Below are 25364 nucleotides of genomic sequence, written 5' to 3'. Positions count from 1 at the left end.
ATCGTTGAGCAGTATGAGCGAGCCGATTCGCACATCCAACTCCGCCATCCACGAAGAGAGTTGGCGCGTACGTCTGCTCCGCGGACCGGATCGGGCGGGCCGGCCGCTCGGCGCCGGGGTGCTGCTGCCCGGCGGCCTGGTGCTCACCTGCGCGCATGTCGTCCTGATGCGCCCGGACTCCTCCGGCATCCGTACCCCGCTGGACGAGGTCTACGTCGACGCACCCCACGCCCCGGCCGGAAACACCCCGGAGCCGCTGCGGGCCCGGCTGCTGAGGGAGTACCTGGTCATGCCGACGGGCCAGTTCGGCGGGGACCTGGCGCTGCTCAAGCTGGACCAGGAACCGGCGGTCCCGCACGCCGTCCTGCACCGGCAGATCCCGGCACGCGGCGACATGGTGCATTTCACCGGTTACCCGGAGGATCTGCCCGGTGGGGAGAACCTGGACGCCCGGCTGATGGGACGCGGCGGTCCCGCGCCGACGCCGGAGTGGGTGCAGCTCGACGCGCTGAACGCGCCGTACGTGGTGCGGCGCGGCTACAGCGGATGCGCCGTCGTGCACAGCCGTTCGCGGCGGGTCATCGGCATCGTTGCGCACCAGTTCGGCACGCCGCAGGCGCGGGTCCGCCGGGACCACGCGTACATGATCCCGACCGAGACGGTGCTGAAGCACCTGCCGCTGGAACGGCTGGGGCTGACGGTCACGGGGAAGCCGGCCGTGTCGCACGACGTCGCGGTCGCCCACGACAGGACCGCCTCCGGGCGTGTCCCGGGGCTGCACCGCCGGCTGACGCGGTGGCTCGACGGTGCCCCGGACACCGATCCGGTGGAGCCCGTGTTCGCCGGCGAGGGGGAGCACGAGGTGCTGCACACGGTCAGATCGGTGCTCACCCTCGCCGACCGTGAGCAGAGCCCTCCGGAGGCGCCGCCCACCCAAGGCAGCGCGACAGGCCCGGGCCAGGTCGCGGGTGAGCCGCAGGCGGGCAGCATCGACATCGCGGTCGACGCCACGAACCGCACCGTGGCGGAACTGGCCGGGGACGCGGCGGACCGTATCGGCCTCGACCCCCTCCCGGACGGTCCACCGGCCGCCCACGGCACGGGCGGGGACCTGCTCGGACGGATCGCGGCCGAGAGCCCGCCGCTGATCGCCGCCTTCCTGTCCGTCGACCGGTCGGCCTCCACCGACGACGAGATGCTGCGGCTCCTCTCCGCGCTCCTCGCCCACGGCCAGAGCCGGCTCCTGCTCGTCTTCAGCGACCCCCGCTCACCGCTCCTCGCCCGGGTGCGCGACGAACTCCTCGGCCCCGACTGGGCCGCCCGCCGCACCGAACGGCTCGGCGCCCGGGTGAGCCGGCTCGCGGAGACCGAGCAGCGGCTGCGGCAGCTGTCCGGCCGGCGGCCCGCCGCCCTGGCCCCGCGGCTGCGCCGGATGCTGGAACAGCTCGGCCCGGCCGGCCCGTTGAACGGGTCCCCGGAACAGCCGCACGCCCTGTTCCGCTGCGCCGTCGACATCGAGGCGGCGCTGCTCGACGCGGAGACGGCCGAGCAGGAGCTCACCGGCCCGGCGGGACCCCGGGAGTTCGTGGTCGGGCCGCCCGGTGACGGGCTGACCGACCTGCCGGCCGTCGCCGTGCGCGACCCGGACGCGCTCGTCACCGAGCAGGCCGGGGACCGCCTCGCGGGCGGCGAGCGGCTGCACCAGCAGTACGAGGTGGTGGGGCCCATCGGGCAGGGAAGCCACGGCAAGGTGTACCTCGCCCGCGATCTGCTCCTGGAGAACCGTCCCGTCGCCCTCAAGGGCATCCTCGACCCCGGCGATCCGGCGGCCGTGCTCCAGGCCCACCAGGAGCGGCTACGCCTCGTCAGCCTCAACCATCCCTCGGTCATCCGGGTGGTCAACTACGCGCGCCACGAACCGACGTCGGCCGAGTTCATCGTGATGGAGTTCGCCGACGGGGCGTCCCTGTCATGGGTCGGCTCCCGCATCGCCCGGAGCGTCGAGCCGTTCGCCGGGCCACGGGTCCGCGAGTTCATCGTCGTGTACGGGCTGCTCGTGCTGGAGGCCTTCGACCATCTCCACGAGGAGGAGAAGCTGGTCTACGGCGACCTGTCGCTCACCAACGTCCTGCACTGCGGCACCGGCATCAAACTCATCGACGTCGCGGGCGTCCGCGAACCGGAAGCGCCCGGGCCGGTCAGCCACCGGCCGCCGGAGAGCGGGCCCGGCGGGGGAATGACCACCGCGGGCGACCTGTACACCGTCGGCGCCGTCCTCGGTGAGCTGCTCGCCAAGGACCCGGCTCCGCCGTCCGACCTCGGCACCGAATCACTCCGGCGCGCCCTCGCGCGCGCCACGGACACCGACCCGAGGCGCCGTTACGCCTCCGCGCAGGAGATGGCCGTCCAGCTGCGGGGCGTGCTGCGTGAACTGCGGTCGCTGCGGTTGGACGAGGAGACGTTCGAGCCGTCCCCGCTGTTCCACTCGGCCGCGATCGCACTGGACGGCCGGCTGGGCAAGCCGCCGCCGCTGGAGCGCTGGCGGGCGGACGGCACGGCCGACCGGCTGGGCGCCCATGTGCCTGAACCGGCGGAGGCCGCGGTGGCCCTGCCGGTGCCGAAGGCCGACGTGCAGGACCCCAACTGGAAGGAACTCCAACGCACTTCCTACGACGACCCGGCGGGTCTGCTCCAGCTCAGCGACGAGTGGCTGCCGTCGCCGGAGCTGCATCTGCTCCGCTGCCGGCTCCACCTGGAGCTGGCCGGTGTCCGCCGCCACGGCCGTGACAAGGAGCTGGTGACCGCCGCGGTGGAGCTGGAGCGGGCCGGGCGGCTGCTCGGTGACCGCGCCCGTTACGACTGGCGCCTGGACTGGCACCAGGGTCTGGCGCAGCTGGCCCACGGCAGGCTGCACCGGGCCCTGAACTGCTTCGACACCGTGTACGCAGCGATCCCCGGCGAGTACGCGCCCAAGCTCGCCCTCGGCTACTGCCACGAGAAACTCGCCGACGAGTGGCGGACCGGCGAGCGGGCCACCGCGTCCGAGGCCCCGGCCGCGCGTGAGGCGCACGAGCAGCAGGCCATGCTGTTCTACGACGCGGTGTGGCGGCGCAACCACGCGCTCGGCGCTGCCGCGTTCGGGCTCGCCCGGATTCATCTCGCCCGGCACAGCCCCGACCGTGCGCTGGCCTCCCTCGACGGCGTCCCGCCCGACTCGCGGCACCGCACGGCGGCGCGGACGGCGATGGTGCGCATCCACGCCGGCACGCCCACGGCCGCCTCGGCGGTACGCGCCCACGCCGCCCTGCACCGGCTCGCGGGCCACGAAGGACTCACCGACCGGCAGGCCCGGGAGCGGCTCACCGCGGAGCTGCTGGAGCAACTGCTGGAGCTGGTGCGGTCGCAGGGCGCCGGCGTGCTCGAGCAGGTACGCGCCGCGCTGCCGGCCGGCGTCCCGCTCCCGCGGACCGAACGGGAACTGCGCGAGCAGTTGTCGGCGAGCTACCGCCAACTGGCGAAACAGGTACCGGACACGGACACCGCGGAGGGCGCCGCGCTGGCGGAGGCGCTCCTCGACAACGCGTACAGCACCCGCCCGCTCGGTCTGCGTCATGCCCGCCACCACGACCGCGGCCCCTGGCTGCGCCGCCTGACCTTCGGGGGCCGTTCATGACCACGCGTCCGTACACCGGCCCGCCGGCGGACGCAGCCGAGGCGAGAGCCGGCGGGAGCGACGTGCGGCCGTCCGCGCGGCGGAGGGTGGCCGCGCTGTGGCGGCACCCCGTCGCAGCCGTGCGGCGGTCCCCGGCGACGAAGTCCGCACCGTGGATCAGGGCCTGGCGGATCCTCGGGCCCGGACTGTGGGCGCGGGCCACCGGGCGGGGCCCCGGGGGACGGCGGGCGACGGCAGCCTTCCTGCGGCGCCGGATGCTGGTGCTGCCCGCCCTGGCGCTCGTCGCGCTGGCACTGTGCGCTGCCGCGTACAGCGACGTGCACGACCGCTCCGACCGGCTGCGCCACCGGTCGGTGCCGGCGCTGGAGGGGCTGGCGCAGGCCCGTACGTCGCTGGTCCTGGCGCGCGAGCAGGCCGAACTGCGGTTGCTGAAGGCCCGGCACGCCGGTCGGGTCGAGCTCGGCGAGACGTACCGCTCCCGGCTGACGGAGGCGACGCAGAGCCTGAACCGGGTCGCCCGGACCGGTGCCCTGAGCCGGGGACAGGAACAGGAGCTGCGGGTGGTGTCCGGGCTGGTCGTCGCCTACGGCGACAAGATCGCCTGGGCGGACCGCAACCGGTCCAGCAAGCTGCTGCGCACGGCCGGTGTCGAGTACGCGAACGGTCTGCTCGGCAGCCTGGGCACGAGCCCGGAGGAACAGCAGGAACCGACCACCGTGCTGGACCGGATCGCGACGATGGAGAGCCTGCTGCGGCAGGAGAGCGGCGACCTCGCCGCCTGGAGCCCCCTGACGCTGACAGCCGCCGGAGCGGCACTGCTGACGACCGCGCTGTTCGGCTTCATGACCCTCGGCACGGCGGTGTTCCTGCGGGACCGGCTGCGGCTCGTCAGCCTCCAGCTGGCGGCGGGCGCGCTGCCGGTGCTGGTGACGCCGCTGCTGCTGGCCTTCGGCGGCGCCCAGGAGCACGGCGCCCAGCACGATGTGCACGCGGCGGTCGCCGACCTGGCGGACGTCGAATCGAACGAGGCCGCCCCCGCGCGATCGAGGCGGCGGCGGAGGCCGCGTACGCGCGCATGAGCGCGGCGGACCCGGACGGCTGGTCGCTCACGGCGGGGATCACCGTACCGGCCGCGGGACTCGGTGCGGTCGCCTGCGGCGTCACGCTCTACCTCTACGGCAGGCCGTACCCGGCGGCCCGCACCCGACGGACGTACACCGACGCGTGAGGAAGTCATGAGGAGACGCAGGGGCCTGAGAACGCTGCTCGCGGGTGTTCTGCTCGCCGTGGCCACGGCCGGCTGCGGCGGCGGCCCGCCGGAGGAGCGCACCCTGGTCGTGCTCGGCCCGTGGACCGACGGCGAGGAGAGGCCGTTCGTGGAAGCGCTGAAGAGCATCGGCAAGCAGACCGGGCACCGTTACGTCTACAAGGGCACCCGCTCGCTGCGCGAGACCCTCGTCGCCCAGCTCCAGGCCGGCGCGCCGCCGGACGTGGCGATCCTCAACAGCCCCGGTGAGCTGGCCGAGTACGCCAGGGCGGGAGATCTCCGTCCGCTGCCGGAGCATGTCGCAGGGGCGGCCGTCACCCCGTGGGCGCCCACCGTCACGGTCCAGGACGCGGGCGGCGAGGCGCGGACCCGCGCCTACTGGGCTCCGATCCGGGTGGACCTCAAGTCGCTGGTGTGGAGCAGGAGCGAGGTGGCGGACCCCGCTCCGGTGTGGTGCGTGGGACTCGGGTCCGGCGCCACCTCCGGCTGGCCGGGCACCGACTGGATCGAGGACCTGATGCTTCAGCGCAGGGGCTCGGCGAAGTACGAGGAATGGGCCACGGGCAGGATGCCCTGGGAGGAGACCCGCCCGGTCTGGGAGGAGTGGGCGCGGATGCTCACCGCGGGCGGGCGCACCCCCGACGCCCGGTGGCTGCACGACTTCGCGCTGATCGGCGACCGCCGCCACGGACTCCTGAACCGCGGCGACTGCACCCATGAGCACCAGGGCTCCTTCATCCGCAGGCACTACGGGGACGACGTGCGGCCCCGGCCGACGGCCGACTATCTGGACAGGCTGCCGGCCGCGAAGGACGACGAGGGCGACGAGAACGCCTTCGAGGTGTCGGGCGACATGGCCGCGGTGTTCAGGAGCAGTGCGGCCGCCTGGGACCTGCTCGACCGGCTCACCTCCGAGAAGGCCCGCGCGAGCTGGGCGGCCGCGGCGCTGCCGGGTGAGCGTCCGTTCTTCCCCGGTGCGGCGGTGGTCACCGCGGAACCGTCGGCCACCAGGGACGTCCAGCGGTTGTTCCGCTCGGCCGGCCGGATCTGCTTCGACGCCTCCGACGCCATGCCGCCGACCTTGCGCGACGCGTTCTACCGGGCGGTGCTGGAGTTCGTCGTCCGCCCCGGGGACGAGGCGCTGCTGGACCGGCTGCTCGGGCAGCTGGAGGCGGAACGTCAGCTGCAGAGCGAGGAGAAGGCGTTCGTCCTGGACGACCTGTGCGGTGCCCCGGTCCTCGAGTAGGCCCGGTACCCCGATGCGCGTCAGGCGAAGACGACGGTCCTGCGGCCGTTGAGCAGGATGCGGTGCTCGGCGTGCCACTTCACCGCGCGGGCCAGCGCCTGGCACTCCACGTCGCGGCCGACGGCGACCAGCTGCTCCGGGGTGACCTCGTGGCCGACGCGTTCGACCTCCTGCTCGATGATCGGGCCCTCGTCGAGGTCGGCCGTCACGTAGTGGGCGGTCGCGCCGATGAGCTTCACACCGCGGGCGTGCGCCTGGTGGTAGGGCTTGGCGCCCTTGAAGCTCGGCAGGAAGGAGTGGTGGATGTTGATGATCCGGCCGCTGAGCTGCTTGCAGAGGTCGTCGGAGAGCACCTGCATGTAACGGGCGAGGACGACCAGCTCCACCTGCTCGGCATGCACCAGGTCCAGCAGCTGCGCCTCGGCGGCCGCCTTGTTGTCCTTGGCGACCGGAATGTGATGGAACGGGATGTCGTAGGAGGCGACGAGCTCGGCGAAGTCGCTGTGGTTGGAGACGACGGCCGCGATCTCGACCGGCAGGGCGCCGGTACGCGAGCGGAACAGCAGGTCGTTCAGGCAGTGCCCGAACTTGCTGACCATCAGCACGATCCGCATGCGCTCGTCGGCGAGATGGATCTGCCAGTCCATCTGGAAGGCGTCGCCGACGGCGGCGAAGCTGGCGCGCAGCTTGTCGACCGTCACCGGGGCCTCGGCGGAGAAGTGGACCCGCATGAAGAACAGACCAGTGTCCCGGTCACCGAACTGCTGGCTGTCCTCGATGTTGCAGCCGGTGATGAACAGGTAGCTCGAGACGGCGTGCACGATGCCCTGTTTGTCAGGACAGGAGAGCGTCAGGACGTACTGGTCGGTCATCCTTGTAGCCTGCCACATCCGGCCGTCCGGCCAGGAACACGTCCGTCAGGCGGACCGCGTCATGATCCGCAGCACCTCGAGGGAACGCGGCGGGGTGTCGGGGTCCTCGCCGTCGCTCGTGGCCATCCGGACGTGCGCGTCACGCGCCGCCCGCACGGCCTCCGGCCAGCCGTGGTGCTCCATGTACGCGGAGACCGGGGCGTCGGCGCCGACCTGGTGCATGATCCGCAGCACCCGCAGCACGGCGACGTCGACGAGGGCGGCCTCGCCGGAGTCGCGGAAGATCGTCCCGACGTACTTCTCGGCGGACCAGTTGTCCAGCCAGGTGTCCTCGACCAGACGGTAGACGGCGTCGGTGACGTCGCCGTATCCCTCGCGCCCCGCCAGCCAGCACTCCTGATGGAAGACGGGGTCGGAAAGCATGTGCAGCGCCGAGCGCACGTTGCTGCGCCAGCGCCACCAGGGCATGTCGTTGAGCGGCATGCCGCCCATGGTGGAGGAGCGACGGCCGCGACGGGAAGGGTTGACCGAACCTTGCTGCACGCCTTCGATCGTACGTTCCCTTTCCGTCCGCCTGAACGCCCCCCTGCAATTCACCTGGACGTCACCCCCGTTGAGCCATGCTCACTGAGCCGTTACCTGGAACCGGAAGCGTGCACAGTCATGACCGGTAGGCGTCGTCCCTCCTCCCCTCGCCCGTCCAGAACCTTCTCAGTCCGTGCCGCGTGTACGGCGGTGATGGCGACCGGGGCGTCGCTCATCGCCGGCTGTGGCGTACTCCCTGGAGATCCGGGGGGCTCCAGGGAGCCCGTCACCGTCATGACCTTCGCCCCGGAAAACACCAAAGCGACCAATATGCCCGGCATGCCCGCCATGGCCAAGGCCTACGCCCGTTGGGCAGAGGCGCAGGGCGGCATCGACGGCCACGAGTTGCGTGTCATCACCTGCAACGAGCAGAACACCCCCAGGGCGCGGCCACCTGCGCCCGGCGCGCCGTCAAGGAAGGCGCGGCCGCCGTGGTCGGCTCCTACAGCCAGTACGGCGACGCCTTCATGGCTCCCCTGGAGGCCGCGGGCATCCCCTTCATCGGTGGATTCGGCATCTCCGACGAGGAGTTCACCAGCTATCTGTCCTACCCCGTCAACGGCGGGCAGGCCGCCCTGCTCGCCGGAAACGGCCAGCAGCTCGCGGACGTCTGCGAGAAGGTCGCGCTCGTACGGCCGGACAGCCTCGCCGGCGACGACCTGCCCGACCTCCTCAACGCGGGCCTGGCCCGCGGCAAGGCCCGTGAGTCGGCGGACATCCTCGCCGCCGACGACGCCACCGACTACTCCGACGAGGCGCGGCGGGCGCGCGGGAAGGCGGCAGAGGCGACCTGGACCACGACCGCGTCCGACGGCGACCGGCCGGGCTGTGTCACCGCCGCGCTCGGCGAACGCACGGAAACCTTCTTCGACTCCTACCGGCGGCTGCCCGAGGACGGTCGGCAGGTCCGGATCTCGTCCGTGATGGGCAGCGTCGGCCAGCCCCTCGTCGACCGCACCGGCGGCCGCAACGGCCCTTATGAGGGCGCCTACATCACCGGTTGGTACCCCGACGCGAGCGACGCCCGCTGGGACCGGATGCGCGATGTCGTCCGGACCCACGCGTTCGGCGACAACAGGATCGACCCGGCCGACGCGGGGGTGCAGACCACCTGGATCGCGTACAACGTCCTCGACAAGGTCGTCCGCTCGATCGACGGCGACCGGATCACCCCCGGCAAGATCTCCCACGCCCTCGACCAAGGGGTGGAGGTCTCCACCGACGGCCTGACACCGGCGCTGCGGTGGAGCTACGAGGACATGCTCGGCGCTTCCCGCTACCCGAGGATCGTCAACAGCAGCGTGACGTTCCAAGTGGTGCGCGACGGACGGCTGGTGACGCAGCATAAGGACTTCGTGGACGTCGGCCGGACCCTGGTGGACGCCTCGTAGGGCGACCTGGCCGGGCCCACGGCCCGTCGTCCGGCGCCCCCGGCCCGCTCCTTCGAGCGGAACAGGCCGGGGGTCTGCTCGTCACAGCTGGCTGCTGCTGCGTTCGGTCAGGCCGTACGTGCGGGCGATGGAGTTCCACAGCGGCGAGGCCGCGTTCTTCGCCGTCGTGGCCTCGCCGCTCGCCGCGTTGGCCTGTGCGGTCCGGCCGGTCACCCGCGCCTTGCCGTCCTTGCAGCCCTTCTTGCCCTTGACCTGCTGCGCCCACGCCGCGTAGTGGTCGTCGGCGGAGGCCGACGCCTGCCACGCCTTGGTCAGCGAGGCGGTCAGCTCCGCGTTGCGCGGCAGCTTGTCGACGGACAGGGAGCCCAGCCGCGTCACCAGGCTGCGGCGCTGCTGCGCCGCGCCCTTCAGGTCGGCGGTGGCCTGGTCCAGGTTCTTGCAGACCTTGATGTTCTCCACGGAACGGATCACCGCGGCACGGCTGTTGTTGCTGTCCGCGAGGAGCTTGTCGAGCTCCTTCGCCTGCGGCTCCGCCGGGTCGGCGGCCTGCGTGGTGGGGCTCGCCTCGCTCGGCACCGGGGAGTCGGCCGCGACGTTCTTGTCCGGGCCCGGGTCCTTCGGCTCGTCCCCGTCGCTGAACATCACGGCACCGACGCCGAGACCGAGGACGGCGCACCCGACGACGAGCGCGGCGACCACCGGGGCCAGGGACCGGCGGCGCGGCTCCGGCTCCGGGTCGTAGTGCGGCTCGTGCCGGGCCGCCGGGCGGCGGGCCTGCGGATGACCGTGGCCGGGCGGTTCCTCGAAGCGGGGCATCTGCTGGGTGGCGTCGGCCGTTTGCGGACCCTGCCCCTCCGAACGGAACAGGCTGTCGAACTCGGCGGGCGGCTGCCGGTCCCCCGGAGCACCGGGACGGATGCCGAACGGCGCCGCGGAGGGAGCGGGCGGCACGGCCCCGCCGGGCACCGGGGCGATGTACTGGGTGGCGTCGGAGTCGGAGACCCGGCCGGCCCCCTGCGGCGCGCGGCCCTGCGCGGCGCCGGAGGCCAGGGGTCCCGTGCCGAGGAACGTGGTCGACTCCGCGGGCATCTCGGGCGGCAGCGCACCGGACGCGACGGGCGCTATGTACTGCGTGGCATCGGCGTCGCCCCCGGCGGTGTGCGCCGGCGGGGTCTGCGGGAAGCCGCTCGGCGTGTTCGGGCCGGCCGCCTGCGGGGAACCGCCCTGCGCGAACGGGTCGTGCGGCGCCTGCGCGCCCCCGCCCTGAGGCGCCTGGAAGGGCTGAGTCCCGGTGCCCGGCCCGCCGAACCCGGCCTGGCCGGAGCCCTGAGGTGCCTCGGGGTACCGCCCGTAGGCGTCCGGCCCCTGAGGGGCGGAGGGCTGCGCCGCCGGGGCGTCCTGCGGCGGGAGGGGCTGCCGGTGTACACCCGGCTGCGGTACCGCCGGGACGTGCGCGCCGTACGGCGCCTGGCCCTGATGCCCGCCCTGAGCCGGGTACGGGTCCTGCCCGGTGGCTGCTGGGCCGGCCGGCGGGGCGGCGTGGGCGCCCTGCGCGTGGTGCGCGTCCGCCTGCTGCGCCGGCGTACCGGGAACCCCGTAGCCGCCCTGCTGAGCGGGGCCGCCGGGGTAGCTCTGAGGGCCGCCCTGGTGAACGGGGCCGCCGGGGTAACCCTGAGGGCCGGTCGGCGCCGGGCCGCCGGGGTAGCCGTAACCGCCGGGCTGCGCCGCGGCGGCCGGGTAACCGTGGCCACCGGGCTGCACCGGGGCCGGGTAGCCGTACCCCTGCGGCGCGCCGCCGCCGTCCGGCGGCGGGCCCGGGTATCCGTACGCGGCTCCGGGTGCGGGTGCGGTTGCCGACTGCTGCGGGCCCCACGGCTCGCCCCAGGGCTGCCCACCCGCCGGAGCCGTCTGTGCGCCTGCCGCGCCCGGTATGAGGGGCTCACTGCCGTCGGCGGGCAGCACGACGCCTTCGTGCGCGGGCCGCGCGGCGGGTAGCCGCTGCTCGTCACCCTGTCCGCTGTGCGTCACCGGGACTCCTACGTGTGGACCTACTGCGATCGTCGGCTCACGCTACCGGGTGCCCGGAGTGGTCCGCACACACGTGCCGGAGCGGTAACAAGATGCGGACACAACCCGCCTGCCCTTCCTGACAGAAAGCCCTTGTGCACCACCCGTCACAGCCGCCACGCGCGCCCCGCTGCGCGTCAGGCCGCGGCGCGCAGTTCCAGCCGGGTGGCGAACTCCCGTACCGACGGCTCCTCCGCGTACGGCTCGAGCCTCGACTGCAGGTCGTCCAGGTACTCCGCGCCCCTGCTGGAGCGCAGCGTGTCCAGCAACTCCACCGCCCGCGTGCCCGTGTAGCAGGCCTGTTCCACCTCGCGCTGCTGCACCTGCGCCGAGGCCAGCAGGACCAGGCCGATCGCCCGGCGGCGGGCCCGCGACTCCGGGTGGCCCTCCAGCGCCTGCGACGCGTAGCGCGCCGCGCTCTGCGCCTCGCCGAGGTCGCGGTGGCAGTGCGCCAACTCGTCGGCCAGATACGCGCCGTCGAAGTGGGCGATCCAGTCCGGGTCGTCGCCGCTGTCCGGCTCCGCCCGCTCCAGCGCCGCAAGCGCCAGGCCCGCCGCCTCGTGACAGGTCCGGGCGTCGCCGAGGAGGGCGTGCCCGCGTGCCTCCGCCGCGTGGAACATGGCCTGCACCCGCGGGGTGACCCGCCCCCGCGCACCTTCCTGCGCCGCGCGGGCGAGCTGGGCGATCTCGCGCGGGTTGCCGAGCTCCGCCGCCAGGTGACTCATCGACGCGGCGAGCACATAGCCGCCGTACGCCCGGTCGCCGGCGGCCTGCGCGAGGCGCAGGGCCTGGATGTAGTAGCGCTGGGCGAGCCCCGGCTGACCGGTGTCCACGGCCATGTAGCCGGCGAGCTCCGTCAGCCGCGCCGCGGCGGCGAACAGCTCCCGGCCGACCGCCTCCCGGTACGAACCGGACAGCATCCCCGAGACCACGCTGTTCAGGTAGTGCACGACGACCGGCCGCACATGGCCGCTGCCGAAACGGTGGTCCATCTCCGTCAGCGCGGCGGTCATCGCCCGGACCGCGTCGACGTCCGGCGGGCCGACCCGGGCCCCGGCGGTGCGGGCCACCTGGGTGTCCGCTCCGGTGATCAGCCAGTCGCGGCTCGGCTCCACGAGAGCGGACGCCGCGACCGCGGAGCCCGACAGGAAGTCCCGGCGGCCCACGTCGCTCCGCCACAGCTCGCAGACCTGCTCGATCGCCCCGACCACCGTCGGCGCGAACTGGAGGCCGACGCCCGTGGCGAGGTTCTTGCCGTTCGCCATGCCGATCTCGTCGATCGTGACCGTGCGGCCCAGCTTGCGGCCCAGCGCCTCCGCGATGATGCCCGGCGCCCGGCCGCGCGGCTGTTGCCCACGCAGCCACCGGGCGACGGACGTCTTGTCGTAGCGCAGGTCGAGGCCGCGCTCGGCACCGACCATGTTGACGCGCCGGGCCAGCCCGGCGTTCGAGCATCCGGCTTCCTGGATGAGCGCCTGCAGCCGTTCGTTCGGCTGGCGGACGACGAGAGGCCTGGCTGCCATGAACTACCCCCTGGTGTTGATCAATGAGTTGATCAATGCCCGGCTGATATACGGAGAATGCAGGGTTGGTCGGGTTGGTTCGCTTTTGCCGTGCCCCGGCCCGGTCACGGCCGGCTGACGTACGCGCCCCGCACTCCTACCCGCCCGTACGGCCCCCCGCCCGTGCGCGCCCCCGGTCGTGCACCCGTGCGCCCCACGTGCAGGATCGATGCTCCACCGCCCACCGCATCACGCCCCGTAACCCGCGGTTGCGGCGGTAGTTGAGTGTGTCGTGGAAGAGACCATGGCAGTCACGGAAGCCGCCCGGATCCCCCAGCAGCGAGGCGAGCAACTGCTGGACAGCGCTGTGCGGTACGCGGAAGAGAGGCACTGGGACGTGTTCCCCGGCACCTGGCTGGAGGCCGTCGAAGGGAGGCAGCGCTGCTCGTGCGGCGAGCTGCGCTGCCCCCTCCCCGGCGCGCACGCCGCCCGCCCCGACTGGGCGAACCAGGCGACCGGCAGCGCCACCGCCGCGCGCCGGATGTGGACCAAGCAACCGACGGCCTCGATCCTGCTGCCCACCGGCCGCACCTTCGACGCCATCGAGGTCTCCGATTCCGCCGGCTTCCTGGCGCTCGCACGCATGGAGCGGATGGATCTTCCCCTGGGCCCCGTGACCTGCACTCCCGACCGCCGGATGCTGTTCTTCGTGCTGCCGGGCGCGGCGCTCAAGGCCCCCGAGCTGATCAGGAACCTGGGCTGGGTCCCGAGCTCGCTCGACCTGGTCACCCGTGGCGAGGGCCACTACGTCGCCGCCCCGCCGACCCGGATCGGCGGGCAAGGTGCCGTGCAGTGGGCCCGCCGCCCCACCCCGGCCAACCGATGGCTCCCGGACGTCGAGGAGCTCATCAGCCCGCTCGCGTACGCGTGCGGCAGGGAAGTGGCGACGTCGCGGGTGCGCCAGGGCTAGGTCCGAGCGGATGCCCGGGAGAAGGCGGGGGGACCGGGGACGGGGGATCCACCCCGTACCCGGGCGTCCGTAGGGTGGACCCGTACACCTGTGCCCGCAGGGCACGTACGGGGACTCCGAAAGGCGCGGAAACACATGCCGGACCAGGCAGTTGAGGGGACGGGTGAGGTGCGGACGGCACCGCCCGCCGTGCACGTCGAAGGTCTGTGGAAGCGGTTCGGTGAGCAGATCGCCGTCGCGGGGATCGATCTGACCCTGCCCGCCGGCAGCTTCATCGGCCTGGTCGGGCCGAACGGCGCGGGCAAGACCACGACCTTGTCCATGGTCACCGGCCTGCTCCGCCCGGACCAGGGCCGCGTCCAGGTCGCGGGACACGACGTATGGAGCGACCCGGTCGAGGTCAAGTCGCGCATCGGCGTCCTGCCGGAGGGCCTGCGGCTGTTCGAGCGGCTGTCCGGCCGCGAACTGCTCGCCTACAACGGCCGGTTGCGCGGCCTGCCGGGCGACGAGGTCGACAAGCGCGCCGGTCAGCTGCTGGACGTGCTGGACCTTGCGGGCGCTCAGCACAAACTCGTCGTCGACTACTCGACCGGCATGCGCAAGAAGATCGGCCTGGCGGCGGCGCTGCTGCACAACCCGGAAGTGCTCTTCCTCGACGAGCCGTTCGAGGGCGTCGACCCGGTGTCAGCGCAGACGATCCGCGGGGTGCTCGAGCGGTACACCGCCTCCGGCGCGACCGTCGTCTTCTCCAGCCATGTGATGGAGCTGGTCGAGTCGCTGTGCGACTGGGTGGCGGTCATGGCGGCCGGCACGATCCGCGCGCAGGGTCCGCTGGCCGAGGTGCGCGGCGACGCCCCGTCCCTCCAGGCCGCGTTCCTCGAACTGGTCGGCGCGCAGGGCAGGGACAACGGGGAGTCGCTGGACTGGCTCGGCGGCGGTGCGCGTTGAGCACCGCGTCCCTGACCTCCGTCTTCGTCCGTCTGAAACTGTCGCTGCTGCGCAACGGGCTGCGCCAGTCGTCGGGCCGCAGGACCGCGTTCGTCGTCTCGATGGTCTTCGTGCTGCTGCTCGCCGCCGTCCAGCTGCTGGGCCTGATCATGCTGCGCGGCAACGAGCACGCCGTGTCGCTCGTCGTCCTGCTGACCGGCCTGCTGGCGCTCGGCTGGGCGGTGCTGCCGCTGTTCTTCCCGAGCGGCGACGAGACGCTGGACCCGACACGCCTGGTGATGCTGCCGCTCCGGCCAGGGCCGCTGGTCACCGCGCTGCTCGTCGCGTCCCTGATGGGCATCGGTCCGCTGTTCACGCTCTGCCTGGTCGTGGGTTCGGCGTTCGCGCTGTCCCACGGCGCCGTCGCGGCCCTCGTGTCCCTCGTCGCCGTCCCGCTCGCCCTACTGGTGTGCCTGGCGCTCGCCCGCACGGTCGCGGCGGCGAACATCCGGCTGCTCACCTCCCGCAAGGGCCGCGACCTGGCCGTGCTCAGCGGCCTGTTGATCGCCGTGGGCATCCAGTTCGTGAACTTCGGTGTCCAGCGTCTCGGCGATGCCGGCGGCCTCGCGGCACTCGACCCGGCGGCGGCGATCGTACGGTGGGTGCCGCCGGCGTCCGCGATCGGCGCGGTGGACTCCGCGAGCGACGGTGCGTACGGCGAGGCCCTCGCCCAACTCGCACTCTCCGCGGTGGCGCTCGTCCTGTTGCTGCGCACCTGGCGGAACAGCCTGACGAAGCTGATGACCGCCCCGGACGGGTCCACGCTGGCCGCGGCGTCCGAACCGACCCGCAAGGGCACCACGTCGGGCCTGCACCGGCTGCTGCCGGAGGGCCGCACGGGCACGGTGATGCAGCGCAGCCTCAAGTACATCTGGCGCGACCCGAAGACCAAGGGCGCATGGGTGTCGTCGCTGGCCATCGGGCTGATCGTGCCGATCTTCAATGCCCTCCAGGGCACCGGCTCGATCTACTTCGCGTGCTTCGCCGCCTGGATGCTCGGCATCATGATGTACAACCAGTTCGGCCAGGACACCTCGGCCTTCTGGATGGTGGCGCTGACGATCTCCTCCACGCGCGACGCGTACGAGGAACTGCGCGCCCGGACCCTGGCGCTGCTCGTCATCACCCTCCCGTACACCGTGCTGGTCGTGGTGCTCACGGCGGCGGCGCTCGGTGAGTGGCACGACCTGCCGGAGGCGCTCGGCCTGTCCTTCGCCCTGCTCGGCGCGATGCTGGCGACGGGCGCGGTGGCCTCGGCCCGTTTCCCGTACTCGATCCCGCAGGACAGCGCCTACAAGAACGTGGCACCGGGGCAGGGCGGGCTGGCGTGGCTCTCCATCTTCGGCGGCGTGGTGATGGCGGCGCTGCTGTGCGCACCGGTGATCGTCCTCACGATCATGCTGAACGCCTCCGCCGGCTCCGGCAGCGAGACCCAGTGGACGGTGCTGCCGGTGGGCGCCGTGTACGGGGCGCTGATCACCTGGGCGGGCATGCGGCTGGCGGCCCCGCAGACGGCGAGGCGACTGCCGGAGATCCTCACGGCGGTCAGCAAGGGCTGACGGCCCTGACGCATGACCGGTGAACGGCCGCCCGGCCCCGTTGGGGGGGGCGGCTGCCGCCGGATTGCGCGCGTCTACTTGCCCGCAACGCATGAGCGGGACCGGTGCCAGGAAAGCGGTCCGGTGGTCATGACGTAGCGTCATGGCCATGTCGACACCGCAGAACCCGTACGGGCAGCAGCCGAATCCATACGGCGGGCCGCCGCAGCAGCAGGCGCCGTACCCGGGACACGCAGCCCCGCCCGTACCCCCGCAGGCCGGGTACGGAGGGCAGCCGTACCCGCCTGCGGGCGGCTGGGGCGCTCCCTCGCCCTACCCGTACGCCCCGCCGGTCCAGCCGCCGAAGAAGGACCACACCGCCAGGAATGTGGTCATCGTGATGGCGTCGATCATCGGGCTCCTCGCCTTCGGCTGGTTCGCGGCCAATGTCCTCCGGCCGGCCGGAGGGGGCGGCGGCGGTGGCACCGCGTACCCGGCCGCCGAGTACCGGCTGACCGCTCCGCAGACCCTGCTCGACGGGAAGTACGAGCTCGCCGACGACCAGTCGGCCCAGCGGCAGGCACAGCTCGAGTCGTCACCCGTCGACGAGTCCGTCATCCGCGATCCGCAGGCCACGGTGGCCCAGTACACGTCCGTGTCCGAGGGCGGTGTCCTCGTGATCTCCGGTATCCACGGCCGGATCAAGGACCCGGCCGCCGCCCGCGAGAAGATCCTCGACGGCGCCGCCACGGCCGACGGCGCCACGCTCTCCGTACCGGCGAAGGACTTCGTCCCGGCCGGCTCCGACGTCACGATCACCTGTCAGGTCGTGACCATGGCGCAGGACGGCGGCGGCACCACCCCGCTGCCCATCTGCGCGTGGGCCGACGACAACACCAACGCGTCGGTGAGCGTGGTCACGGCCGCAGGAGCCACCCAGTCCCCGGAGGAGACCGACCTGGCCGCCGCGGCGGAGGCCACGGCGAAGGTGCGCGAGGAGATCCGCAAGCCGCTCAGCTGAGGCCGACGTCGACGGCCGCCGCCGGCAGGGCCCGTCCGCAGAAGACGCAGACGAAGTCGCCGTCGCGCACGATGCCGAGTTCGCCGCACCCCGTGCAGCGGCGGAAGACGATCTCGTGCGTGAACCGCTCCGGCCGCGCGACCCCCGCGCGGTCGAGGGCGGCGGCGACCGCCGGCCAGCAGTCGGCGTCCGGGCAGTACCCGGTGGACAGGTTGCTGACCTCGACCGCTTCCGGCCGGCCCGCCGACCGGCCGAAGGCCACCTCGCCGGCCGCGAGCACATGCTCCCGGCCGGCGCAGGCCACATGCTCGCTCCGCCGGGGTGCGAGGCGCAGGAACCCGTCACCGCCGACGACATAGGTGAACGGCTCCGCGAAGTCGCCGGGGTCCTGCTCGGCCGCCCATGCCTCGAAGTCGTCCCTGCCGCGCACGATCCGGCCCCCGGGCGCGTGCTCGGCGGCCCGCCACAGCTCGGGCGGGCCGACATACCCGTAACGGCGGGGCCCGTCGGTCGATATGACGGTCCTGGGCCTGAGGCGGGCCGCACCCTCCCCCACGAGACGCACCTTGGCGCTGTGGGGAGGATCGACGGCGTCCACGCTGTGTCCGTACCACTCGATCCGGTCGAGTACGAGGCTCCCGGTTTCGTACTCCTGCCCCGTCCGCGCGACGCCGCCCACGCACCGGACGACGCAGACGGCCGCCCCGACGTCCGCCGGATCGACGCCGATGATGTGCAACTCGCCCCGCGTCACCGCCGTCACGGCGTCAGGACGCCGTCCAGGAACGGCTCGATCGCCGTCCGCCAGCCGGACGGGCAGTCGTAGTGGACGAGGTGGCCCGCGTCGGACACCTCGCCGTACTGGCCGCGGGGCAGAACGCGGACCATCTCCTGGGCCTCCGCGCGGCCCAGTTCGCCGTCGAGGCCGCGGACCACCAGCGTGGGGCAGCGGACCTGGGCCAGCTCCTCCCAGTGGGCGTCGTGGACCCACGTCTCCCGCGACGTGAGCATCTGCCGGCGGGAGAACACCGGGCGCCAGCCGTCGGCCCGCTCCGCCATGACCTCGGCGAAGAACTCGCCGCGGGCCGGGTTCGGCCGCTCGACGCGGGGATCGTCCTCGCCGAACCACTTGCGGACGTCCGCCAGGGTCGCGAACGGGACGGGCCAGGAGCGGAACCACTCCTCCCACTCGCGCTGCGACGCGGCGCCGAGCGCGGAGGCCCGCATGTCGCAGATGATCAGGGCCTGGACCAGGTCGGGGCGCTTGGCCGCGAGCTGCCAGGCGGTGAGGGCGCCCATCGCGTGACCGATCAAGGTCACGGGCGCGAGGCCGAGTTGCTCGATCGCTGCCTCGGCGTCCGCCACGTAAGCGTCGCGGGTGTACGGCCCTTCCGCGGGTTTGTCACTGCGGCCGTGGCCGCGCTGGTCGAGTGCGACCGCGCGGTGCCGCTCGGTGAGCCACCGGGCCGTGGAGGCCCAGTGCGATGCCCGGCCCATCAGGCCGTGGAGCAATAAGACCGCCGGGGCGTGGTCCCCTTCCGCGCGACCCTTCGGCGGGTCCGCGAACTCCCAGGCAGCCAGGCGTACGCCATCTGCTCCGGTCACGTCGATGCGCCGCACCATCGGCCCTGGCACCCCCTTCTCTCCCCCGAGTAGGACTGGCTCGTGTGAGCCCCGTGTCGAACTCCGTCAGACTATCGAACTTGTATTCGAAAACGCGGTTCTGCCACGCAACACCGCTCGTTCGAGTGACCACCTGCCGGGATTGACTCGCGCTGCCGAGGGGAGATCTTCTGCGGGAGGCGGACCGCTCGGGGAAAAACGGTCCGTGGGGACTGACCCTGGGAGCTCGGGGCTCCGGGTCAGCACAGGGGAGGACAGGTCCCGGCGCCTTCGGGCGCCGGGACTCCTTACTGTCAGCAGGTCCCCGCGGAAGCGGCAGCACAAGGAGGCACCCGCACGTCCGCGCGGGCGTCCGCGCCGGTTCCCGCACGGGGCGTACGACGGGCGCATCACCGGATCCCTCCCCTGCCCTCGGTGGGGGTCCCCACCCCCCGGCCGTGGTCATATGCCTCAGCCTCAGAGTGGCACGCGATTGCCCCGGCCGCTGCCATTCCGGGCGGAAAACGGTTTCATCCAGATGAAGAAACGGACCGGTCCCGCCCCCTCCGAGGAGAGGACGGGACCGGTCCGGGCGCAGAACAGCGCTTCAGGACGACGGCGCCACGGGCGACGCCGCTTCAGGACGACGGCGTCTCAGCGCTTCGCGACGAACACGTGCGAGGCGACCTCCGCCTCCAGCTCCGCCGCCTCACCGCTGCTGCCCACGAGCACACCGCCCGCCGACTCCGTCACGCTCACCACGGAACCGGGCTGCACGCCCGCCCGCCGCAGCGTGTACATCAGCTGGGCGTCGGTCTGGATCGGCTCGCCGATCCGCCGCACGACGACCGTCTTGCCGTCCGGACCCGGGTCCAGCTCGGCCAGGGAGACCATGCTGTCGTCCAGGAACGGGTCGGCCTCGGCCTTCTCCCCCAGTTCCTCGAGACCCGGGATCGGATTCCCGTACGGCGACTCCGTCGGGTGACGCAGCAGCTCCAGCACCCGCCGCTCCACCGCCTCGCTCATCACGTGCTCCCAGCGGCAGGCCTCCGCGTGGACCTGCTCCCACTCCAGCCCGATCACGTCGACGAGCAGACACTCGGCGAGCCGGTGCTTGCGCATCACGCGTGTGGCCAGCTGCCGGCCTTCGCCGGTCAGTTCCAGATGCCGGTCCCCGGCCACCGTCACCAGACCGTCGCGCTCCATGCGCGCCACGGTCTGGCTGACCGTCGGACCGCTCTGGTCGAGCCGTTCCGCGATTCGGGCCCGCATGGGCACCACACCTTCCTCCTCGAGCTCGAGGATGGTGCGGAGATACATCTCCGTCGTGTCGATCAGTCCGGACATACGTGCCCCTCGATGCTGTGACTTGAAATCAGTCGTTCGCTGGCCCCAGGTCAATTCTTGCGCATCGCGGCGACAACCGTGCCGCGCTGGGCCAAGGCCGTATTGACAGGGCAATGGTCCAGACCGCAACGTGATCCGCGACACGGGTACCACCGGTATTCCCTCACCCCTGCGGAAAGGGCTCGGCGATGAGCGAGAGCAAGCTGGCCGGTCAGTTCTTCGACGCCGCGATCGGCCTGCTGCAGCGCGTGCGGGACGAGGAGTCCCGGAGCATCGCGGCCGCCGGTTCCGCCGTCGCCGACACCGTGGAAGCGGGCGGCCGGCTCTTCGCGTTCGGTGCCGGGCACTCCTCACTCGCCGCGCAGGACGTCGTCTACCGGGCCGGAGGGCTCGCCGTGATGAACCTGCTCGCCGTCCCCGGCGTCGTCGGCGTCGACGTCATGCCGGCCACACTCGGCTCAGCGCTCGAGCGCGTCGACGGGCTCGCCGGCGCGGTGCTCGACTCCAGCCCCGCACGGGCCGGCGACCTGCTCGTGATCATCTCCCTCTCGGGCCGCAACGCGCTGCCGGTCGAGATGGCCATGAACGCCCGCGCCCTCGGCCTCACGGTCATCGGTGTGACCTCCGTCGCCTACGCCACGGAGACGAAGTCCCGCCACGCGTCCGGCACGTTCCTCAAGGACCACTGCGACATCGTGCTCGACTCGCACATCGCCGTCGGCGACGCGGAGCTGACCCACGAGGGCATCGAGGCCCCGTTCGCTCCCGCCTCGACCGTCGTGACCAGCGCGCTGATGCAGGCGACGATGGCCGCCGCCGCCGAGCAGCTCGCCGATCGGGGCATCGAGCCGCCGCTGCTGCGCTCGGGCAACGTCGACGGCGGGCACGAGTGGAACGGTCGCGTGATGGCGGAGTACCGGGACCGCATCTTCTTCCGCCACTGAGGCTGCCGGGCCCCCGGGGCCGGGCCGGTGTTCGGCGGCCGGCCGTCTCAGTCTGCCGTCGACTGCGCCAGGTCCAGTGCCGAGGCGGTGAGCACCGCGACGCTCTCCGCGTACACGGCGTCCGGGCGCTCGAACGCCGGACGGGCCGCGCCGCGGAGGAAGGTCATCACGCCGACCGTCCGGCCGCGGCTGCGCAGCACCGTGCACAGGGCGTGCGCCGCGTCCTCGGGCCACTGCCGTCGCTCCGCCCACTCCCCGGGCGCGCCCTCCGCGCCGGCGCTCGCCCGCACCGAGCCGAGCCGCTCCACGGCCTGGAGCGCCGGATGCCCGGGCGCGTACCGCACCGGAAGCCCGCCGCCCGCCACTCCCGCGGCGGGGCCGGGCGCGCCGGCCGGTGACGCGACGGCCCGCACCAACCGCTCCCCGCCGGCCTCGGTACCGCCGTTGCCCGCACCACCACTGTCCCTGTCGCCGCCCTCGGTCACGTCGAGCAGGACGTGGTCGGCGAAACCCGCCAGCGCGAAGTCGAGATACGCGGTCGCCGCCTCCAGCGGGTCCTCGCACTCGGAGGCCGCACGCCCCGCCCGGTGCAGCTGACTCGACCGGAACCGCAGCCGGTTCGCCTCCTGCTCCGCCAGCTTGGCGTCCGTCACATCGTGGAACAGCCACCCCACGCCGAGCGGAACCGGCTCCTCCGCCAGCGGCGAGGCCAGCCGCACGAACCCGCTGCGCCAGCAGCGCCGTTGCTCCCGCCCGTCGGTCGACGCGACAGCCACCCACAGGTCCGCCAGACCCCGGGGCGCGCCCTCCGCCAGCACGTGGTGCAGCGCGCCCTCGAGCTCCTCCACGCCCTGCTCCAGCAGCTCGCCGAGCGGCCGCCCGAGAGCGGACGTCCGGCCCGCCCCGAGCGCACGCGCCGCCTCGCCGTTGACGACGGCGGGCCGCAGATCCACGTCGACCAGCACGACACCCCACGACGCCTCGTCGAAGAGCGCCTCGCTCAGCGCGATGGACCGCTCCAGGTCGATCTGGGTGTGCACCTCGCTGAAGGCGCAGTACACCCCTGCCGGCTTGCCGTCCGCGCCCAGCACCCGCGCGGACTGGGTCCGTACGAGCACCCGCCCGCCGTCCTTCCGCAGCAGCGCGAACTCGTGCACCTGCCGTCCCGGCGCGTCCATCGCGGCCATCAGCCGCCCCTGCACCTCGGCCGCGTCCGCGCTGCGCACGGCCCACCCGGCGAAGCCCCGCCGCCCGACGGCCTCCCGCGCCGACCAGCCGAGTATCCGCTCCGCCTCGCGGTTCCAGTGCGTCACGACCCCCGCGGCGTCGAAGGCGCAGAGTGCGGCGTCCATGCCGTCGAGCAGCGCCGCGAGCAGATCCGCCCCCGGCGGCCCCGGCTCGCGCCCGCCGGCACCGGGCGCATCGGTGATCTCACTCCTGGAAGCACTCATCCCGGGACCCCCTGCAGGACGTGTCCACGTGCGCTGATGCCCGTCACGACCATTCAACTTCAACGTGACGCACAACACACACGGTTCCCGGAAATCACCCCTGCCCGCGGACGGCCGGCACCTAGCATCTCCGGCCATGCAGACCGACACCGTCTTGGTGGGCCTGGCCCGCAATCCGGCCCTCCCGCGGACCTGCTGCGACGCCTGTTGCCGCACCGCGCGGCCTGCGGTGAGGCCGCGCACCGGCGTCCCGATCTGACCGACGAACTGGCCTCCCGGATCCTCTCCTTCGACGACCACTGGCGCGCGCACGCCCTGGCGTGCAACCAGCACCTGCCGCCCGGCGCCGCCCGTACGCTGCTGAAGAGCCCCGACCCCTTGGTGCGCCGCGCCCTCGCCGCCCGGGCCCCCGCCCTGCCCGAGGACGGGTTCGCCCTGCTCGCCGCCGATCCCGCTGCCGACGTGCGCGCCGACCTCGCCCGTAACGGCCGCACCCCGCCCGCGGTCCTCGCCCGTCTCGCCGCCGACGACGACCCGGTGGTCCGGGCCGAGCTCGCCCAGTGGTGGGTGGAGAGCCCCGAGGACGTTCGGCGTGCGCTGCTCACGGACGGGGACCCGCTGGTGCGTGCCGCGGCCTGCTCCACGTACTTCCGCCGCATTCCCCATCCCGTCCCGCCCGCCGATCTCCGTCCGGCGCTGCTCGCGGACCCCGCCACCAGGGCGGGTGTCGTACGCCATGTGACGCTGGAGCCGGCCTTGGCGAAGGAACTGGCGGCCGACCCCGACGACGAGGTCCGGACCGCTCTCGCCGCCCACCCCGGGCTGCCTTCCGAAGTGCGCGACGCACTGGCCGGCGACGCCTCCCCGCTGGTCCGCGCGGAGATCTTCGTCCGTGCGGACACCCCGGACGATCTGCGGGCCGCCCTGCACGAGGAGCTCGTCACCGGCGACGCCCGCGCCGGCGTCTCCTTCGCGGTCAGCGAGCACGACCTGATGTGCGGGATCGCGCTCGCCGGGCTCAGGCACCGGGTCCTGGACTGGGTCGTGGACGCGCCGTCGGCGCACGTCGCGTCCCCGTACTTCTGCTTCCGTTACTCGGCGGCCCTGTCCCCCGCCCTGCCCGCGGACGCCGTCGACACTCTCCTCGACGACGAGGAGAGCCGGATACGCCACGCCATGGCGGCCCGCACGCGCGACCTGTCCCCAGATACCGCCGAACGCCTCGAGCGCCGTCACCGGCGCGATCCCAAGACGCGCGGCCGCCCCGCCGACCACACCACCTTTCCCACCGCGACGCTGCGCCGCTTCGCCGCCGATCCGGACCCCCGGATCCGCTCACTCGCGCCCCGCGACCCGGACCTGCCCCCCACGCTGGCCTCCCGCTTGGCGGCCGACGACGACGTCCTCGTCCGCCAGGAGGCGGCCTCGCACCCCAATCTCCCCATCGCCGCCCTGCGGGCTCTGCTGGCCGACGACGAGGAGGACGAGCGGGTGATCGAGACGGCGGCGGCCTCACCGGCACTGCCGGTCGACGTCATGGAGGAACTGCTCCGTTCAGCAGCCCTGTGATCGCTGCCGGACCGTGAGTTCCGCGGGGAAAAGGCAGGTCGGGAAGGGTCCGGAAAAACGCACGGAAAAACAGGTTGATCCTGCCGCCGACGCTTCTTAGTGTGTGGGCACACGCGAAAGGAGGTGATCCGGAAACATGGTTTCTTTTCGGACTCGTGAGGTGACTGCGGGCTGACGCCTGCCGTCGCACTCTGTGCACCTCGGCAGTCGTCTGCCGAAACCCGAGCAGTCACCCGACCCGTGGGCCGCCGGTAAGTCCGGCCGGCTCCCTCCGTCCGGACGGAGGGACCAAAGGCCCACGGGTCGTCTGCGTCTCCAGGGGCCCGTGGACCGCTCAGGGCGCCAGGCGTTCGACGCGCCAGCCGCCGTCCGTGCGGACGTACCGCAGCCGGTCGTGGAGGCGGTTCTCGTGGCCCTGCCAGAACTCCACGGCGTCGGGCACGACCCTGATGCCGCCCCAGTGGGCGGGCGCGGGGACCTGGGTGCCCTCGGGGTAGCGGGCGGACAGCTCCTCGTACCGGCGCAGCAGTTCCTCGCGTGAGGAGATCACTTGGGACTGGTCGCTCGCCCAGGCGCCGAGCTGGGAGCCGTGCGGGCGGGTGCGGAAGTAGGTGGCGGTCTCGTCGCGGCCCATGCGGGCGGCCCTGCCGGTGACGATGATCTGGCGCTCGAGCGGGTGCCAGGGGAAGAGCAGCGAGACGTGCGGGTTGGCGTCGATCTCGCGGCCCTTCCGCGAGTCGTAGTTGGTGAAGAAGACGAAGCCGCGGGCGTCGTACTGCTTGAGCAGCACCGTGCGCGAGGAGGGCCGCCCGTCGGGTGTCGCCGTCGAGACGATCATCGCGTTGGGTTCCAGCAGGGCGGCCGCGGCGGCCTCGGCGAACCACTGCGCGAACTGTTCCATGGGTCCCGCGGCCAGTGCGTCCTCGTCGAGCGGTGTCGAGCGGTACTGCTCGCGCATGACGGCGGGGTCCGGGACGACGAGTTCCGTCTCTGCCGGGTGGGGTACGGGCAGGCCCGCGACGGTCACGTCCGAGGGGCGGGGTTCGGGAGCGGCGGCGTGGTCGGTCACGACGCCATCCTGCCGTAGGGACCGAGTTTGCCCGGCACGGAGTGCCGTCAATCCTCCTGGGGCGGAAAGGGGCAGTGTGCCGGATGTCACGCTTCCCCGCATCGGCCGGACCCGCCAAAATCTTGGGTCCGGCCACTGTGGCCTCCGTACACCAGGGGATATCGTGCCTGCCTCCCCGGCGGTTGGGTGACCACCGGCCGCACGGGGCATCACCGGAGTGACCGACCTGCCCGTCGGCCGCCGTATGCCGCACCTGCCTTTTG

The 25364-nt window shown here is 73.0% G+C and carries 19 protein-coding genes and 1 pseudogene; 11 read left to right on the top strand and 9 right to left on the bottom strand.

Annotated elements, in window-relative coordinates; genetic code table 11:
• The first annotated feature begins 13 nt into the window (after positions 1 to 13).
• The 4 genes from GLX30_RS20040 to GLX30_RS20025 are packed head-to-tail and all read left to right on the top strand — an operon-like array spanning position 14 to position 6186.
• The gene (locus tag GLX30_RS20040; RefSeq protein ID WP_159690787.1) at positions 14 to 3673 is read left to right on the top strand and encodes a tetratricopeptide repeat protein; all 3660 of its coding nucleotides are present in this window, start codon (positions 14 to 16) and stop codon (positions 3671 to 3673) included.
• Entirely contained in the window at positions 3670 to 4752 is a 1083-nt protein-coding gene (locus tag GLX30_RS20035; protein ID WP_159690784.1) for a hypothetical protein, read from the top strand. Before GLX30_RS20040 ends, GLX30_RS20035 begins: the two co-directional genes overlap by 4 nt.
• The gene (locus GLX30_RS20030; RefSeq protein WP_159690781.1) at positions 4749 to 4901 is read left to right on the top strand and encodes a hypothetical protein; all 153 of its coding nucleotides are present in this window, start codon (positions 4749 to 4751) and stop codon (positions 4899 to 4901) included. Before GLX30_RS20035 ends, GLX30_RS20030 begins: the two co-directional genes overlap by 4 nt.
• A gap of 7 nt (positions 4902 to 4908) precedes the next feature.
• Positions 4909 to 6186 carry an extracellular solute-binding protein gene (locus GLX30_RS20025; RefSeq protein ID WP_159690777.1) on the top strand — a complete coding sequence of 426 codons (1278 nt, stop codon included), beginning with the start codon at positions 4909 to 4911 and terminating at the stop codon, positions 6184 to 6186.
• Between the two features lie 20 nt (positions 6187 to 6206).
• Here the strand turns inward: GLX30_RS20025 and purU are convergent, their stop codons facing one another.
• Positions 6207 to 7058 (bottom strand): formyltetrahydrofolate deformylase, encoded by an 852-nt coding sequence (gene purU / locus GLX30_RS20020; protein ID WP_159690774.1) that lies wholly within the window; start codon positions 7056 to 7058, stop codon positions 6207 to 6209.
• 45 nt (positions 7059 to 7103) lie between these two features.
• Complete coding sequence (locus GLX30_RS20015) at positions 7104 to 7550, bottom strand: hypothetical protein (RefSeq protein WP_005316098.1); 447 nt, start codon at positions 7548 to 7550, stop codon at positions 7104 to 7106.
• 171 nt (positions 7551 to 7721) lie between these two features.
• Here GLX30_RS20015 and GLX30_RS20010 point away from each other — a divergent pair.
• Positions 7722 to 9034: pseudogene (locus GLX30_RS20010) on the top strand (ABC transporter substrate-binding protein).
• 81 nt (positions 9035 to 9115) lie between these two features.
• On the opposite strand, the gene GLX30_RS20005 reads toward GLX30_RS20010, so the two are convergent.
• Together GLX30_RS20005 and GLX30_RS20000 are read right to left on the bottom strand one after the other, a co-directional pair.
• A complete protein-coding gene (locus GLX30_RS20005) occupies positions 9116 to 11062 on the bottom strand; it encodes a hypothetical protein (protein WP_159690771.1) in 1947 nt (648 codons plus the stop codon).
• 176 nt (positions 11063 to 11238) lie between these two features.
• A complete protein-coding gene (locus GLX30_RS20000; RefSeq protein ID WP_159690768.1) occupies positions 11239 to 12624 on the bottom strand; it encodes a transcriptional regulator in 1386 nt (461 codons plus the stop codon).
• A gap of 283 nt (positions 12625 to 12907) precedes the next feature.
• On the opposite strand from GLX30_RS20000, the gene GLX30_RS19995 reads away from it, so the two are divergent.
• The 4 genes from GLX30_RS19995 (at position 12908) to GLX30_RS19980 (ending at position 17119) form a co-directional block, all read left to right on the top strand.
• Positions 12908 to 13573: a bifunctional DNA primase/polymerase gene (locus GLX30_RS19995; RefSeq protein WP_159690765.1), complete on the top strand. Its 666-nt coding sequence runs from the start codon at positions 12908 to 12910 to the stop codon at positions 13571 to 13573.
• A 135-nt stretch (positions 13574 to 13708) separates the two neighbouring features.
• Positions 13709 to 14521, top strand: a complete 813-nt coding sequence (locus GLX30_RS19990; protein WP_159690762.1) for an ABC transporter ATP-binding protein — start codon at positions 13709 to 13711, stop codon at positions 14519 to 14521.
• Positions 14518 to 16119 carry a transporter gene (locus tag GLX30_RS19985; RefSeq protein WP_159690759.1) on the top strand — a complete coding sequence of 534 codons (1602 nt, stop codon included), beginning with the start codon at positions 14518 to 14520 and terminating at the stop codon, positions 16117 to 16119. The genes GLX30_RS19990 and GLX30_RS19985 overlap by 4 nt, the downstream gene beginning before the upstream one ends.
• A gap of 148 nt (positions 16120 to 16267) precedes the next feature.
• Positions 16268 to 17119, top strand: coding sequence for a hypothetical protein (locus tag GLX30_RS19980; protein WP_159690756.1), 852 nt, complete (start codon positions 16268 to 16270; stop codon positions 17117 to 17119).
• On the opposite strand, the gene GLX30_RS36220 is transcribed toward GLX30_RS19980, so the two are convergent.
• From GLX30_RS36220 to GLX30_RS19965, 3 genes are all read right to left on the bottom strand, one after another.
• The gene (locus GLX30_RS36220; RefSeq protein WP_347879775.1) at positions 17112 to 17882 is read right to left on the bottom strand and encodes a hypothetical protein; all 771 of its coding nucleotides are present in this window, start codon (positions 17880 to 17882) and stop codon (positions 17112 to 17114) included. The genes GLX30_RS19980 and GLX30_RS36220 overlap by 8 nt on opposite strands.
• Complete coding sequence (locus tag GLX30_RS19970) at positions 17879 to 18742, bottom strand: alpha/beta hydrolase (RefSeq protein ID WP_159690753.1); 864 nt, start codon at positions 18740 to 18742, stop codon at positions 17879 to 17881. Before GLX30_RS19970 ends, GLX30_RS36220 begins: the two co-directional genes overlap by 4 nt.
• 633 nt (positions 18743 to 19375) lie before the next feature.
• Positions 19376 to 20068, bottom strand: coding sequence for a metal-dependent transcriptional regulator (locus tag GLX30_RS19965; protein ID WP_159690750.1), 693 nt, complete (start codon positions 20066 to 20068; stop codon positions 19376 to 19378).
• Between the two features lie 188 nt (positions 20069 to 20256).
• Here GLX30_RS19965 and GLX30_RS19960 point away from each other — a divergent pair, with 188 nt between their 5' ends.
• The gene (locus GLX30_RS19960; protein WP_159690747.1) at positions 20257 to 21012 is read left to right on the top strand and encodes an SIS domain-containing protein; all 756 of its coding nucleotides are present in this window, start codon (positions 20257 to 20259) and stop codon (positions 21010 to 21012) included.
• A gap of 47 nt (positions 21013 to 21059) precedes the next feature.
• On the opposite strand, the gene GLX30_RS19955 is transcribed toward GLX30_RS19960, so the two are convergent.
• Complete coding sequence (locus GLX30_RS19955) at positions 21060 to 22463, bottom strand: PAS domain-containing protein (RefSeq protein WP_159690744.1); 1404 nt, start codon at positions 22461 to 22463, stop codon at positions 21060 to 21062.
• Positions 22464 to 22670: 207 nt separating this feature from the next.
• On the opposite strand from GLX30_RS19955, the gene GLX30_RS19950 reads away from it, so the two are divergent.
• Complete coding sequence (locus tag GLX30_RS19950) at positions 22671 to 24032, top strand: hypothetical protein (protein ID WP_208545449.1); 1362 nt, start codon at positions 22671 to 22673, stop codon at positions 24030 to 24032.
• 334 nt (positions 24033 to 24366) lie between these two features.
• Here GLX30_RS19950 and pdxH read toward each other — a convergent pair whose 3' ends face one another.
• Positions 24367 to 24990, bottom strand: coding sequence for a pyridoxamine 5'-phosphate oxidase (gene pdxH, locus GLX30_RS19945; RefSeq protein WP_159695136.1), 624 nt, complete (start codon positions 24988 to 24990; stop codon positions 24367 to 24369).
• Between the last annotated feature and the right edge of the window lie 374 nt (positions 24991 to 25364).

Origin of the sequence: Streptomyces sp. Tu 2975, from assembly GCF_009832925.1 — a bacterium.
Classification (GTDB): Bacteria; Actinomycetota; Actinomycetes; order Streptomycetales; family Streptomycetaceae; genus Streptomyces.
Note: the sequence above shows the minus strand (reverse complement) of the source record. Positions and strands in the feature narration are given on the sequence as shown.